Annotated in this window: 17 protein-coding genes; 4 read left to right on the top strand and 13 right to left on the bottom strand. The window is 46.9% G+C overall.

Annotation, left to right across the window (positions count from 1 at the left end):
- Positions 1-4 precede the first annotated feature (4 nt).
- A complete protein-coding gene (locus BST99_RS12560; protein WP_105002105.1) occupies positions 5-676 on the bottom strand; it encodes a TetR/AcrR family transcriptional regulator in 672 nt (223 codons plus the stop codon).
- Positions 677-787: 111 nt separating this feature from the next.
- Between BST99_RS12560 and BST99_RS14425 the strand changes: the two genes are divergently transcribed.
- Both BST99_RS14425 and BST99_RS12550 read left to right on the top strand, forming a co-directional pair.
- Positions 788-1,045 (top strand): sodium-dependent bicarbonate transport family permease, encoded by a 258-nt coding sequence (locus tag BST99_RS14425; protein WP_181044229.1) that lies wholly within the window; start codon positions 788-790, stop codon positions 1,043-1,045.
- Between the two features lie 10 nt (positions 1,046-1,055).
- Positions 1,056-1,634 (top strand): DNA-3-methyladenine glycosylase I, encoded by a 579-nt coding sequence (locus BST99_RS12550; protein ID WP_105002104.1) that lies wholly within the window; start codon positions 1,056-1,058, stop codon positions 1,632-1,634.
- Here the strand turns inward: BST99_RS12550 and aat are convergent.
- Genes aat through BST99_RS12535 form a run of 3 tightly spaced genes read right to left on the bottom strand, consistent with a single transcriptional unit; the run spans position 1,594 to position 4,058 of the window.
- The gene (gene aat / locus BST99_RS12545; RefSeq protein ID WP_105002103.1) at positions 1,594-2,274 is read right to left on the bottom strand and encodes a leucyl/phenylalanyl-tRNA--protein transferase; all 681 of its coding nucleotides are present in this window, start codon (positions 2,272-2,274) and stop codon (positions 1,594-1,596) included. The genes BST99_RS12550 and aat overlap by 41 nt on opposite strands.
- A gap of 36 nt (positions 2,275-2,310) precedes the next feature.
- Positions 2,311-3,675, bottom strand: a complete 1,365-nt coding sequence (locus BST99_RS12540; protein WP_105002102.1) for a short-chain fatty acid transporter — start codon at positions 3,673-3,675, stop codon at positions 2,311-2,313.
- 2 nt (positions 3,676-3,677) lie between these two features.
- Positions 3,678-4,058 (bottom strand): DUF3127 domain-containing protein, encoded by a 381-nt coding sequence (locus BST99_RS12535; RefSeq protein WP_105002101.1) that lies wholly within the window; start codon positions 4,056-4,058, stop codon positions 3,678-3,680.
- 76 nt (positions 4,059-4,134) lie between these two features.
- On the opposite strand from BST99_RS12535, the gene BST99_RS12530 reads away from it, so the two are divergent.
- Positions 4,135-5,298, top strand: a complete 1,164-nt coding sequence (locus BST99_RS12530; RefSeq protein ID WP_105002100.1) for a sensor histidine kinase — start codon at positions 4,135-4,137, stop codon at positions 5,296-5,298.
- Here the strand turns inward: BST99_RS12530 and BST99_RS12525 are convergent.
- Positions 5,295-5,693: an HIT family protein gene (locus BST99_RS12525; protein WP_105002099.1), complete on the bottom strand. Its 399-nt coding sequence runs from the start codon at positions 5,691-5,693 to the stop codon at positions 5,295-5,297. The genes BST99_RS12530 and BST99_RS12525 overlap by 4 nt on opposite strands.
- Before the next feature lie 3 nt (positions 5,694-5,696).
- On the bottom strand, positions 5,697-6,173 hold the full coding sequence (gene greA, locus BST99_RS12520; protein ID WP_105002525.1) for a transcription elongation factor GreA: 477 nt from the start codon (positions 6,171-6,173) through the stop codon (positions 5,697-5,699).
- Positions 6,174-6,344: 171 nt separating this feature from the next.
- Between greA and BST99_RS12515 the strand changes: the two genes are divergently transcribed.
- On the top strand, positions 6,345-6,797 hold the full coding sequence (locus tag BST99_RS12515) for a hypothetical protein (protein ID WP_245916262.1): 453 nt from the start codon (positions 6,345-6,347) through the stop codon (positions 6,795-6,797).
- Between the two features lie 3 nt (positions 6,798-6,800).
- Here BST99_RS12515 and BST99_RS12510 read toward each other — a convergent pair whose 3' ends face one another.
- The 7 genes from BST99_RS12510 to BST99_RS12480 form a co-directional block, all read right to left on the bottom strand.
- Positions 6,801-7,802 carry a Gfo/Idh/MocA family protein gene (locus tag BST99_RS12510; RefSeq protein WP_105002098.1) on the bottom strand — a complete coding sequence of 334 codons (1,002 nt, stop codon included), beginning with the start codon at positions 7,800-7,802 and terminating at the stop codon, positions 6,801-6,803.
- A gap of 58 nt (positions 7,803-7,860) precedes the next feature.
- A complete protein-coding gene (locus BST99_RS12505; RefSeq protein ID WP_105002097.1) occupies positions 7,861-10,044 on the bottom strand; it encodes a TonB-dependent receptor in 2,184 nt (727 codons plus the stop codon).
- 509 nt (positions 10,045-10,553) lie between these two features.
- Complete coding sequence (locus BST99_RS12500; protein WP_245916261.1) at positions 10,554-12,116, bottom strand: DUF4301 family protein; 1,563 nt, start codon at positions 12,114-12,116, stop codon at positions 10,554-10,556.
- Positions 12,094-12,684 (bottom strand): AAA family ATPase, encoded by a 591-nt coding sequence (locus BST99_RS12495; protein ID WP_245916260.1) that lies wholly within the window; start codon positions 12,682-12,684, stop codon positions 12,094-12,096. The genes BST99_RS12500 and BST99_RS12495 overlap by 23 nt, the downstream gene beginning before the upstream one ends.
- On the bottom strand, positions 12,636-13,277 hold the full coding sequence (gene pnuC, locus BST99_RS12490; RefSeq protein WP_105002095.1) for a nicotinamide riboside transporter PnuC: 642 nt from the start codon (positions 13,275-13,277) through the stop codon (positions 12,636-12,638). Before pnuC ends, BST99_RS12495 begins: the two co-directional genes overlap by 49 nt.
- Positions 13,261-13,521 carry a thiamine-binding protein gene (locus BST99_RS12485; protein WP_105002094.1) on the bottom strand — a complete coding sequence of 87 codons (261 nt, stop codon included), beginning with the start codon at positions 13,519-13,521 and terminating at the stop codon, positions 13,261-13,263. Before BST99_RS12485 ends, pnuC begins: the two co-directional genes overlap by 17 nt.
- An 8-nt stretch (positions 13,522-13,529) precedes the next feature.
- Positions 13,530-14,162, bottom strand: coding sequence for a 4'-phosphopantetheinyl transferase family protein (locus BST99_RS12480; protein WP_105002093.1), 633 nt, complete (start codon positions 14,160-14,162; stop codon positions 13,530-13,532).
- Between the last annotated feature and the right edge of the window lie 40 nt (positions 14,163-14,202).

Genomic DNA, 14,202 nt, shown 5'->3' with positions numbered 1-14,202 from the left:
GGGTTTAGGATAAGGAGCGTTGAATTAAATCAAGGAAATATTCAGCAGGTGAAGTCGATGATCCACACTCCGTAAGTTGGGGGAAGTGTTCTTTTAAATAATGTTGGTGTAATGCCCCTTCCAGTAGCGTGCTGGCTAAGGCTCCGGGGTATTGGTAATCCGGATTTACCTGCTGAATCATCTCACTGATGCGACTTACCAGTCTTTTGTAAATCACAAAATACCCGTTGCGGTTTTCTTCATCCACCTCTTTAGTCAGGTAAGACTTAGAAAACTCATTGATCACGATTTTGTTCAGGACCACCTCATTTACGTGCGTAAAAGCACCATCCTCTTCTGTAGTAGCTGTGAGGATCTGAATGGCGGTACTAAGTTTTTCCATGGGATCGGGAAGACTGTGGGTAGTGAATACCAATTTGTATTCCATCCAACCCCAATACCAGGAGGTTAAATACAGAAGAAATTTGTGCTTGTTTTCGAAATATCGGTAGAGCGAACTTTCGTTCGAACCAATTTTCAAGCCGAGTTTTTTGAAGGTGAAACTCTCAAAGCCCAATTCGTGAATCAGCAAAATACCTTCACTGACGATGCGCTTACCGAGATCAGAAGACTCGGGATCCTTCACATAAAGTCCAGAATTGACATCTATTCGCAAGGATGGAAATAATCGGTGCATACCCCAAATTTTGGTCTCGCAAATATAATAGTATTACTATCATTTTGTGTTGGTTTAACTTTTATTTGTGATCAACTCACTTCCTCGTACCAAGAGAAATAATTGGCAAGAATGTCCTTTTTTTCTTCTTCCGAATACTTTAAAAAGACCTCTGCCACAGGCGAAAAACTCTTGTTTTTACAGGAAATCAGGGGCATGGCCGAAAAACCCAATCCCGCCAAAACGGACTGCTTTACCGCTTCATTGGAGGTCAGTTCTATTTTCTTTTGGATTCAGATCTCCCGATTCTACATGGCGCTGGCCATCACCTTTCCGTTCTATATTACCCTGGGGATACCTTTGTATCTTTACATTGCACAATCCATGTAAATAAACAAAGATGTCTGATGAGCGCTGCGGCTGGTGCCTTGGAGATACCCTCTACGAGGCCTATCACGACGTAGAATGGGGAGTTCCTTTAAAGAACGACGACCGCAGTCTTTACGAGTTTTTACTTTTAGAAACCTTTCAAGCCGGGCTGTCTTGGATTACCGTGTTGCGGAAGAGGGAATCCTTTCGGCTGGCTTTTGACAATTTTGTCCCTGAAATTGTGGCCGCTTACAGTGACCAAAAACTAGAAGACTTGCTTTCTGATCCTGGGATTATCCGCAATCGCTTAAAAATTGAAGCCGCACGCAGCAATGCCCGTGCTTTATTGGAGCTCCAAAAAGAGTTTGGCAGTTTTTCCGATTACTACTGGGGATTCACAGATCACAAACCCATCCAAAATCACTGGGAAAAATTGGCTGATGTCCCTGCCCATACCGAATTGGCCAAAAGCCTAAGTAAAGACTTGAAGAAAAGAGGCTTTCGCTTCGTAGGGCCCACCGTGGTCTATGCCTTTATGCAAGCCACCGGTATGGTGAATGACCACTTGGTCAGCTGTCCCCGCCATACAGCGGTTTCAGGTACTTCATAAAATCTGCTCTGGGAATTTCTCGTGCACCCATACTTTCTAGATGATCCGTATGGACCTGACAGTCGATCAGCTCGTATCCTTCGGATAACAGATCTTGACAAAGGTGTATCAGGGCGAATTTCGAGGCATTCGAAGCTTTACTGAACATGCTTTCTCCACAGAAAACATGGCCTAAATCTACACCGTAAAGGCCGCCGACCAATTCCTGTCCTTCCCATACTTCGTACGAACGGGCAAAGCCTTTTTCGAATAGGTTTCCATAGGCTTGCTTCATGTTTCGGGTAATCCAGCTGCCCTCCTGCTGCTTTCTTTCCTGTCGAGCACAACGGTCTACAATTTCACTAAAGCATTGATTTTTGGTCAGACTGAATTGTCCTGAGTGCATGACCTTTCTCATGCTCTTGGATTGCTTGACTTCATTCGGAAACAAAACCATCCGGGGATCGGGACTCCACCAGAGAATTAAAGCGTCATCGTTAAACCATGGAAAAATCCCGCTTCGGTAGCTCAATAGCAGGCGTTCAAAAGACAGATCACCCCCTACCGCCAAAAGCCCTTCTTCATTGGCTGATTCCACCGGAGGAAAAACCAGGTGGTCGTTCAAGAAATAAAGCGGAAATTGATTGTTTGACTGTTCCAAAACACAAAAGACTTGGATCTTCTTTAAAGGTAATCATTAGAACAACATGAGCCCTAAAAGGTAAATGATTCCACCGCAGAACATAAAAGTCAAAGAATAAGGCAAGATATCTTTACCCCTCAAGCCGGTTATACCCAGCAGAGGTAAGGCCCAAAAGGGTTGAAGCATATTGGTAAGTTGATCCCCATAAGAGAGGGCCAGGATGACTTTGGCATAAGGCACCTGGAGTTCATTGGCCGCCTGGAGTACCAGGGGCCCTTGTACCGCCCATTGTCCTCCGCCACTGGGAACGAATACATTGACCAAGCCCGCGCTGAAAAAGGTCCAAATAGGCAAACTGAATGCCGATGCCGTTTGGACGATGGCTTCAGAGAGCTGCTCAATCAGACCACTGCCCACCATAAGGCCCATGATTCCAAAATAAAGTGGAAACTGAATTAAAATGCCAGAGGCACCTGAAATGGCTTGACCTACCGCCCACAAGAAGCGCTTAAAACTACCGTGTAAGGCCAGTCCCAAGCCTAACATAAAGAGGTTTAACAGATTGGGAGTTATTTGGAGTTTCCCCAGTGCAGCACCGTACTGGATAACAACCACGATCAGGATAAGCCCCCCAAGGATTCGACCTCCCCAAACGGAGTTGTCCATCTGCTCACCGGATTCTGGTTCTTCTTCGTGAAATTCACTGATGGAATCTGGCCAGGCCTGACTCTTGGGGCTGGCCTTTTGAGCTATGCGGTAGGCGACTCCAACAAGGACTAGAATGACGGTAAAAGTGATCAATAAATTGGGCCAGCTAAACACCGTAGCCGCCGTACTAATCGAATCTGGCCAGACAATGGCTGTTTCACTTCCCCGCATCAAATCCTGTAGGTGACCCGGTTCAGAAGCCTTGATAGGCGCTGAGCCACTGATTCCACCATGCCAAATCATCATCCCTGCATAACCGCAGGCACCCAGCAAGGGGTAATTTACCGGAATTCGATTGCGACGGGCGAATTCTCCTACTTTCCGAGCTACTAAGGCTCCAAAAATGAGACCCAATCCCCAATTGAAAAAAGAGAGAAGCAGGGTGGGAACCAATACCCACAATACCGCCGTTGTTGGGTCTTTTACCTGCCGGGTTAAGGCCTCCATAAACCGATCCGCCGGCTCACTGAGGACCAATACATGCCCCAGCACCAGGATGAGCATCATCTGGTAGGCGAAGACAAGCAAGCCCTGATTCCACAAGCCGGTTTCCCAGAGGCTAAAGACCTGTACCAAAGGCGAACTGCCTGGTTTAAATTCCCCAAAAAGCAAAGCTAGAATAAGCGAAATCCCGGTCAGGATGACGGCTATAGCGAAAGGGGAAGGCAGGTACTGCCCGAATAATTTTGTCGTAAAGCGGCTAAGCCACATGCTTAGAAGGGCAGATCGTCGAAGTCTTCTTCGCCGTTTTCTTTTGCCGGCTCAAATTGATCCATTGGAGGCAGAGGCGCCTCAGGAACTCCTCCGGCTGCATTCTGCGCCAAAGATTCGATTCTCCAACCCTGAATGGAGTTGAAGTACTTGGTTTCTCCTTGGGGGTTGACCCATTCCCGACCGCGCAAGTTGATACTAATCTTCACTTGCTGGCCCGCGGAGTAAGAATCCAATAAATCACATTTATCTTGAATAAACTCAATCAAGAGGTGTTGAGGATATTGCTCCTCTGTCGTCAATACGACTTCGCGCTTGCGAAAACCATTGTTCCCGTAAGTCTTTGTTGCCTCAATGAGTTTTATGCTTCCTTGTACTTCCATAATGCCCTTTCTTTGATCCCCCAAAAGTAATTAAATTGGACTTTTTTAAACCTATCTTTAAGCAGAGAATCCCTATATGGTTATCCACCCACGTCGACGCGCTACTCAGATCATTTTGGTCGTGGTCGCCTTTGGCATTGTGAGCCTGATCCTCTGGAATACCAATCACTTTTTCAAGAAATTCAAGGAAGAGGAACGCTTAAAGATGCAAATATGGGCCAGCTCCCTTTCGGAACTCAATGGCCTGAGTCTGGAGGAAGATCCCGGCGAACTCATTTTGATGGTGCAGGGCAACAACAAGTCTACCCCCATGATCCTGGTGAATTCGGTTGGGGCCATTCGCACCCATAACCTGCCGGAAGAAGAGGCTAAAGACAGCCTTAAAATTCAGCAACTCATCAAGAAATTTGGCAAGCAGAACCAGCCGATTATCCTGAGCTCCAACCAGGAAGAAGACGCCGTCATTTATTACGGAAACTCCGAAGTACTGAACCAATTAAAATACTACCCTGTTGCACTCCTGCTCATCATTTTCCTTTTTGCAACGGTGATTTACTTTTTCTTTAGAACCAATAAAATTGCGGAACAAAACCGCCTTTGGGCGGGTATGGCGAAAGAGACGGCCCATCAGATCGGAACCCCCTTGACCTCCTTACTCGGTTGGAATGAACTACTCAAGAGTGAAGAGCTCAACCCACAGATTACGAGAGAAATCGAAAAGGACATTTACCGCCTGCAGACCATAACCGAACGCTTTTCCAAGATCGGCTCTGTTCCAGATCTCGAAACCCGCAACCTGGTCGAGGAAGCAGAAAAGACCCTGAATTATTTGAAGAGACGAAGCTCCAAGCTCATCCAATTTAGCTTTCATACCGATACCGATAAGGTCCTGGTCGATCTCAATCCCGCCCTGTTTAGTTGGAGTATCGAAAACCTGGTCAAAAACGGAATCGACGCCATGAAGGGGAAAGGGCATATTGCCCTGAACATCGAACAACACGGTCAGCAGGTTCACGTCCTGGTCAGTGATACCGGGCACGGAATTCAAAAGGGACAATTTCAAGAGATCTTTCAGCCAGGGGTAAGCAGTAAAAAACGGGGCTGGGGCTTAGGACTTTCTTTGGTTAAGCGCATTATTGAAGAATACCACCAAGGAAAGATTCGGGTGATGTCCTCCAGCAAAGAAGGCACCATCATGCAGATCGTCCTGCGAAAAAGTCAAGAAAATCTCAGCGCCTAAAGTCCCTGATAGGCGGCGGCTATGCGCTGGCGCAAATCTTCGAACTCTTCCTTACTCAAACTGGCTTTTTGACCGAAGGTCGCTTGGGCCATTTCTTGCAGCGGAATAAGGTGAACGTGCACATGAGGCACTTCCAAACCGATCACGCTCATCCCAATGCGTTTACAAGGAACCACCTTTTCGAGGGCCAAAGCTACTTGACGAGAAAATTGCATCAAGGCCATATACTCCTCTTCTGATAAGTCAAAAATCTTATCCGTCTCTTTCTTAGGAATACAGAGGGTGTGCCCTGGGGCGTTGGGATTGATATCGAGAAGAGCAATGTGCTCTTCTGTTTCGGCAACGATATGACCGGGGATTTCTCGTGCGATGATCCGACTGAAAATGCTCGCCACGACTTAGTCTCTTGTAATTTCTAGAATATCGAACTTCATGGTGCCGTTGGGTACCTGAATCTCGGCAACGTCTCCAACGGATTTACCTAAGAGTCCTTTCCCGATGGGGGAATTGACCGAAATCTTTCCTGATTTCAAATCCGCTTCCGACTCGGCAACCAGGGTGTACTGCATTTCCATGCCATTGACCTGGTTCTTGATTTTTACTTTGGAAAGGACCAAGGCCTTCGAAGTATCTAATTGGGATTCGTCAATGACCCGAGCATTGGCCAATACCTCTTCCATCTTCGAAATCTTCATCTCGAGCAGGCCTTGAGCTTCCTTGGCCGCATCGTATTCGGCATTTTCAGACAAATCGCCTTTATCTCGAGCTTCTGCGATGGCCGCAGAGGCTTTTGGACGTTCCACGTCCTTCAACTGATTCAGTTCGTCACGAAGTTTTTGTAGACCTTCCTTGGTATAATAAGATACCTTACTCATAATCACTTTCCTTTAGGCGCTCCCTCTTTTTTCTGGTTTAAATGGTCTGGAGCCTAATCCATCAAAATACAAAAAATCCTCCGCTGCCACTTCCCAAATGGAGTTTTTGCGAGGATTTAACGCTAATATACGATTTTTTTGGTCAATTTTAATTCCTCAAGAATTCGAATCATGCCGAGAAAACCCAGTAACTATTTGATTTTTAGCGTCTTTCTTTTAATTCTAATGGCTTGCTCGGTCAATTCAACCAACCGAAATCCCTTCCTGCCAGAAGTGGGTTTTCGTTTTGACATCAACCTGAATTTGCCCCTTTATACGGATCTAAACAACCCTGGAAATCCGGTGTACATCGGCAACAATGGAGTCGGCATACGCGGGGTTTATGTAATTAATACTGGCTTTGGTGTTTTTCGGGCTTTTGAGGCCAGTTGCCCCAACCAGGTTCCCAGTAATTGCTCAACTATGCGCATGGAGGGAACGGTGGCTAAATGCGACTGCGACAATTTTGAATACAGCCTATTTACCGGCCAGCAGTTAAACCGCCCCGATGATGGGAACCGCTACTACGACATGTTGGAATACCGCGCCAATGCCAGTGGTAACTTGGTTATCATCAGCAACTAATCCCTATCCTTTTAGAATCTGATCCATGACCCAGCTGCAGTGCAGGGCCGTTTCGCCTGTACTGGGATGAGGTACACCATGCAAAAGGGCTTTCTTCATATTCAGCGCATGGGGGATCTGAATGTGTTCGGGATGAGTAATCTCCAAAACGATCTCCGGTGTTGACGATTCTGCAGTCAGAAGTCGTAAGGGATGTTCATCCAAGACTGAGAACCGTATTTGACCCTGGGAACCTTCCAGAATGACCTCATCGGTTCGCAGGCCGGTTCCAAAATTCCAAAAAGCAGAACCGGTCACTCCGGACTCATGCCTCCAACTCGCACTTAGGGCGTCTTTGGCCGTGTAGTACCCTTGCTGATTCCCGCTGATGCCCTTTACCTCTTTAAAGGGACCCAACAAGAAGGCAAACAAATCCAATCCGTGGCTTGCCAGATCATCAAAATACCCCCCTGGTGCAATGCGGGCATCGGTTCTCCATTGGTCTACTCCCTCAATATCCCACCGACTGGCGGGCTTGGTTTTGTGCCAATGAAGGTGGCGAATCTCGCCGATGCGCCCTTGGTCAATCCAATTTTTCAATTCTAAAAAACGGGGCAGGGAACGGCGGTAATACGAAACAAAAAGGGGCAGTTTTTTACGTTTAAAAGCCTCATACAACTCAAGGCTCTCGGCGTAAGAGGGCGTCATGGGCTTTTCGACACAACAGGGTTTTCCGGCTTCGGCTACCCGCAAAGCATAAGAAAGGTGGGTGTCAGGTGGTGTAGCAATATAGACCGCATCGATTTCGGGATGGTCAATCAAGTAATCGGCCTGGTCCGTCGCCTCCTGAATCCCATGCCTTTGGGCATAATCCTGGGCTTTGGCCAAATCTCGCCTCATCACCATACGAACAGAAAAGCCCTCTGTTTTGTAGAGGGCTGGTCCGCTTTTGACTTCTGTAACTGCACCGCAACCTATAATCCCCCAGCTTAGAGGCTTGGGTTGCGGTGGATTTTGTGCTGTCATATACCGCCTTGTTTTCTCCCAATTAAAGATCTGAAAAAAACGGTAGCGGAGGCTCTTTCTAGAAATGAAGTGTTGCTCCTAAGAGGAAGTTGATTCCTGCCTGAGGATAAAACCCATTCCCATCCAAGGTACTTACTCCCCCTGAACCATCCGGTACATCAAAGGTGAAGTAGTATCCGTTATTCTCATACTCCAGGTCCAACAGGTTGTTGATCTGTCCCTGCAACACCAACTTTTTTACAAATCCGAAAGAACCGGTTTGGTACTGCAAGTTTAGATCTTGTACAAAGTAAGATTCCAAACGGGAATTCGCTGCTTCGGTATTTGACATAAACTGCTCGCCAACATACTTAGAGAAAAGGGTAAAACTCCAGCTGTCATCCGGGCGAAATTCAATCCGGTTGCCCGCAACCACTGAGGGAGAAAAAGAAATATCCGTATCTCCCAGATTTTGAAGAGTCCCATCCAATGGTGTAATAAAGTCCTGGTTCTTGTTCTCGCTTAGCGCTACATTGGGGGCAATGGTCCACTTGGGATGGGGTTGCCATTGTGCGTCCAATTCAATCCCTAAACGATAGCTCTTTCCACTGTTTTGGCGAATCGGAAATCCAACCTCATCCAAGGCTCCCGTCAAGACCAATTGGTTATTGAAGAGCATGTAGTACACATTGGCTCCCAATTGAAAAGTGCGGTTTTGGGTTCTCCAACCCAACTCAAAGTCATCCAAACGCTCCGCTTCAGGCGAACCGTTTTCGAAATCAACACGGGCTGGCTCGCGGTGAGATCTTGCCCAAGAAAGGTACAAACGACTTCCCGGCTGGAGTTGATAAGACAATCCCGCTTTGGGGTTAAAGAAGTTGTAGGTCTCGTCCACATCTAGTTGTGCTCCCAATTCCAAAAGGGTTCCTGACGCTTCGTAATCCACTCTTCTAAACTGCAGGTCCGCGAAACCGTTGAGGTTCGGCGCCAATTCAAAATTCGCTTTTGAGTAAACACTCAAATCGGTTTTGACTGTGGTGTTTTCGTAAAAACGGAAAGGTCTTCCAGGAAGTAGAGCTAAATCCGCGCTGACTATTTCTCCGAACTGTATCCCGTCGTAGTAATTAAAGCTACCTCCGGTAATCCACTCCAATTGATCTTTCTGATACGTCAAACTAAAAACTCCTCCATAAAAATCACTGTTCAAGTGGGCTTGAGTAGCCAAGTCTGCCGTGGTTTGCGCTTCTCCGTTGAAGGTAAAATCATCCAAGCGGTAAGCACTCAAAGAGGCATCGTCATTCATTTGTTCGAAGAAGCCTGCACTTTGGGTGTAATGAAGCGAAAACTGAGAGCGCCAATTGCTATTCCACCCCTGATTCCAATGCAAGTGGAAATGGTTTTGGGCATAGTTGTCCGTCTGGTTTTGATAAATCTGCTGATTGCCGTCACGGTCAAAATAGAACCCGTCAAAATTCATTCGGCGATCCATATCGAGACCGGCTTGATCGAGTCCAAAGAAGGACAATCCCGTTCTTTCGGTTCCCCCAAAAGTGATGGCCTGTAGGCGGGTTTCTCCTTTTACATAGTCCCCTTGCAAAAAGTAGGACTTGAGTTCAGAAGTCGCTCGATCGACATAGCCGTCTGAAGCAATACGAGAAAGGCGTCCAGAAAAAGAGAAGCCATCCCCTAGGGCCCCAGTTCCAAATTTGATGCTCTGGCGGTTGGTGCCAAAGCTTCCAATCCCTGTACTGACTGAAGCAAAAGCTTCATCGGAGGCACGGTCTGTCAAAATATTGATACTGGCCCCGAAGGCACCCGCTCCGTTGGTGGAAGTCCCCACTCCTCGTTGAATTTGAATGTTCTCGATCGAACTGGCAAAATCCTGCAAGTTGACAAAGAAGGTCGTTTGGCTGTCGGCATCGTTATAAGGAATACCATTGATGGTCACGTTGATTCGGGAGTTGTCTGCACCACGAATACGGTAGTCTGTGTACCCTACTCCCGTACCGTCAAAAGTGGTAGAAACAACAGCAGGTAAATAGTTGAGAAGTACAGGTAAATCCTGTCCTAAATTGACCTTGGCTATGTCGGCCTTTTCAAAATTGACAAAGGTTACCGGTGTAATCGAGGAAGCTCGTGAAGAAGACACAACCACCTCCTTGAGTTTAACTTCTTTTTGTTTCACCGAGTCGGGCTCGGTGTTTTGGGCTTGCACGAAGCCCACTAGGCCGAATAGGGCCAATGATGCGAATAAAGTTTTCATCCGTAAGCATGTTTACGAATAAAAGGGGTCATTATTCTGGTTAATGATTTAAAGAGGCTGCCTTGCAGACAGCTTGTTGGAATCCCTTGGCAGCATTACCCGCCCAGGTTCATCGGGTATAATCTCAGCCCATTCTCAGAGCACCCCTTGTTGAGACGGCGCAAAGATAAAAAGAAAAAAGGCTGCCGAAGCAGCCTTGTGTTCCCGATTTCGGGGGGAACTGGAAATGCTGAGGTTAGTGTTCAATCTAGCATTCTCCGCGTCCTGTATGAGGTCGTGATTTTAGAAAGGGGCCACATCAGCCAGAGCCTCTGCAGCCCTTTCAATCAAACCAACCAACCAAAAAACCGGTAATCAATCAAATAACCGGATTATGTCTCTTTATCGGATCCCCTCTTGTGGGTCTTCATCTATTCAGACACCAAATAATTCTGGAGGTCACATTTAGACGCAAAAAAACCGCCTAAACTATTTAGACGGCTGTTTTTCAGTGTTTTATTCTTGTAATTTTATGCCTGATGACTGGGTTTAAGCAGGTCATTAACGGTTTTTACCGGATTAAAAGTGACCAAGGGCACCTCAACAAAGATGGTATTCCAAAAGGCCATAGCTCCATTCCATAAACCGGGAAGTTCTAGAGCTTTTAGTTCTTTTCCATCTTTTGATTTAGCCGTGATGAATCCTTGTTCATGATCGACGAAATCAAGGAGGTTGTATTTTTCTCCCTTGTGGTTCTTTAACCCACAAATGAGGTCCACCGGATTGAAGTGGGTTGAATTCTGCAAGATGGCATCCTGCTGTGGGTTATCCCGATCGATTTGAGCAGATTCAATAATTTGAAGAGACACTTGGCCCGCAGCATCTTTGATCCAAAAAGGACCTCCTCCAGGTTCTCCTTCGTTCTTCACCATGCCACAAATGCGAATCGGACGATTCAGTTGACCGGCTAACCAGCGGTGCTTTTCTTCTGTTGTGAATTCCGCATAATCGCTTGAGCAAGGAGAGTTGAGCTGATTTTCCAAAAAGGTGGACATCTCCTTCATTTGATCTTCCGAAACAGATCCTGCTTCCAGTTGAGCCGCGTAGTGGAAAGACTTCTCTTGCAGTTGCAGTAAGAGGCCAGCCAGCATCTTTTTGCTGTTGCCCACCACCTCGAGCTTCTCCTCTGTTACCACATTATCTATATTTTTAATAAAGACAACATCGGCATCCACCTCATTGAGGTTCTGGATCAGGGCCCCGTGCCCCCCCGGTCTAAAAAGGATACTCCCGTCCGTATTTCGAAAAGGCTGGTTCTCTTTATCGACGGCCAGGGTATCGGTGGAAGATTTTTGGAAGGAGTACCCAATGGAGAACTGGCTATCGGTCTCCAGGGCAACCTCGGAGGCCGACTTTTCTTCCTCCGCCTTAAAAAGCACTTCGTGCTGAGGTGATATCGTAAAATGAAGGGCTGCATTTCCTCCTGATTTTGCATAAAAGGCGGCTTCCTTTAAATGCTCAACAAAAGGAGTCGCGGCCTTTTGGTAGGCGTGAAAAGGCAATAACCCTTTGGGATAAAACCCAAAATTCAAGCCGTCCTCGGTGAGTAATTCCTGGACAAACAAATACACCCCGTGATCTGCAGAGGTTACACGATCCGAAATACGCTCTTGGATTTGCTGGTAAAAAGGGAAGCGTTCCATCCCTTCTACAAAGGTTTTCATGGCGTCGTCACCGGTGCGATTCCAGTAGTCCGCTAAGGCTTCCTTATGGGGATTATACGCATCCAAAAAAGCAAATAAGGCCTTGAACATACGCGATGCTGCTCCCGAGGCAGGAACAAATTTCAAGAGGGCGAGTCCTTTGCTTTTCTCATCAAAAAAATCTTGTAATTCCTTTTCTTCCTCGGCGGTAAAACGTCTGACTCCCTTGCCAACAACCGCGGCTTCCTGCAATTGAACAAAGGGAATTCCCTGTTCAAAAATTCTGATCTGCGCTTCGACTTGTTCTTTGGTAATTCCTTTGACCCGGAGTTGTTCCAGGTCTTTTTCGTTGAATAAGTTCATGTACTTATCGCTTGTTTTGAGCTGCATGAATAAGTTTATCGATGAGTTCAGTAGCCCGGGTAAAACGGGTATAAGGATCTCCTTTCAAAATAACGAAATTTCGGTCAAATCGCTCAAGGCAATTCTTAAAATGAGCAAACAATTCCGGGCGCGCATCGGGCTGATCTCGAAGATCATCCGGAGTCCATGGGGTATCGATATAAGTCAGTAAGTACAAGTCGTATTCAGCTTGCTGTGCAGATTCTTCCAGCCTTTCATCCGCCTTCGAACCAAAATACCAATAAGAATAGGCCAGGGTTTCCAGAACATCCGTATCGCAAATCAGAAGGGGGTCTGCCTGTTCGGCTGCTTGATTTTCGGACTCCACTTGCCCGATAGCGATATCAATTAAGTCCGCCTCTGAACACACTTCCTTCTGGGCGTCCCATTTTCGCTGTAAAAAGTCCCTTGCGAATTCAGCCACCCAGGGCGCCCGATAGTGCTCTGATAGCTGCCTGGACAAGGTTGTTTTTCCGGTAGATTCCGGCCCAAAGAGTACCACCCGAACTAGGGGAGGTTCGCTTCTTTCAAGTTGCTTTGGTATGATCTTTTCCACGCTCGATAACCTTGAATTGCCAAAATCGTAAACACCAAAAACTGGAGGGCAAACATACCCCATCCCCGGTATCCGTACAAAGGCACCGTGATGCAGTCTCCCAAAATCCAGAGACTCCAATTGGCAATCTTCTTGTTGGCCATGTACCACATGGCGGTAAAGAAGATACCTGAAGTCAGGATATCAATGTAGTTCAATGGGCCGAGATCCACATCAAAACCCCGGTAAACTCCATAGGTTACCCCCATCGTAAAGAGGCAAAGAACGGCCCCAATCCAACGTTCTTTAGAGGTCGTTTTAGAAATGTGAACCACCGGATCTCCCTCCTTTTTACGAGCCCAGTTATACCAACCGTAAATGCTCATGATGGAATAGTAAAAATTCATCATCATGTCCCCCAAAAGCTGATCGACCCAGAAGAGGTAGACCGTAATCGTGGTGGCGATCAATCCGGTTGGATACACCCCAATATGTTCCTTTTTGGCCAGGATGACACTGGCGATCCCGGTGACAAAAGCGATCGCTTCAAGGATGATCAGGTGCGTCGGGCGACCCGAATAGATCTCGAAGAAAAAATCAAAAATGGGGTTCATAATCGCTTCGGTCAGACTTGACCATTTTTAATAGTAGGACTCCCTGATCCAGGGCTTCCATGGCTGTTTTAATCTCTTTGTTTAGGACCTCCATGACCTGATCATATGGCCCGTAAACCTGTGTGCTCAAGGGATTTTCGAGAACCCTTAGTCCTGAAGACCTCAGGGCCTGAATAAAGGCGATGATGGGGGGTTCAAAATTGTCTTGTAAAGGGCTCAAAGTAAGTTCGACGGATATTTCCATGCTTTGATTTATAGTTGGCGGGCGTACACACAAGTGTAGCCTTCAAATTCTTCGTAAGTGCATCGAAAAGCGCTTTTTTGGCCTTTGTAGTGTACAGTGGCCTGCAATTCCTCATCTCCCAAATCAAAATCCTGAACCACAATGTTGTTCAAGAAGCTCAGCCCCGGGGTTCCGTATATTTTGTAAAGCGATTCCTTTACCCCCCAAACCACCGTGAGTTTGCGAATCAGTGCCTCGGTATTGGCCAGGGTTCGGTATTCTTGTAGAGGGGTGAACTTGTGAGCGATGCGAATAATTTTAGAACGCTGTTGCTCGATATCTATTCCCACCTCCTCTGAAGTGCTTAGAATGATGCCCGTAAAGGGGCCGGAATGGGTAATGGAAATTCGGGTCTTGTCTTTTAAAAACGGCTTCCCCTGTTCATTGTAGTACAAATCTCGGTCCTGGTACCCCCGCTCGGCCAGAAGATGGCGGATGCTTAAAAAAGCCCGGCGGTGTATCTCGGATTTCATGCCCTGCATACGGGCTTGACAATACGGTGTCAATTCTACCTCAGCGGCCAGTTCGCTTTCGCTCTCGGTCACCTTCCACAGAAGCAGTTGAGTCCCAGAATTGATTGTAAGGCTTTTGAATAATGGCACGACTATGACTTACTGAATTTGTACCTTTGCCGAAAGGCAG

The organism is Aureicoccus marinus, assembly GCF_002954325.1.
GTDB classification, from domain to species: domain Bacteria; phylum Bacteroidota; class Bacteroidia; order Flavobacteriales; family Flavobacteriaceae; genus Aureicoccus; species Aureicoccus marinus.
The sequence above is the reverse complement of the archived record's forward strand: the minus strand, read 5'-3'. Positions and strand labels throughout refer to the sequence as shown.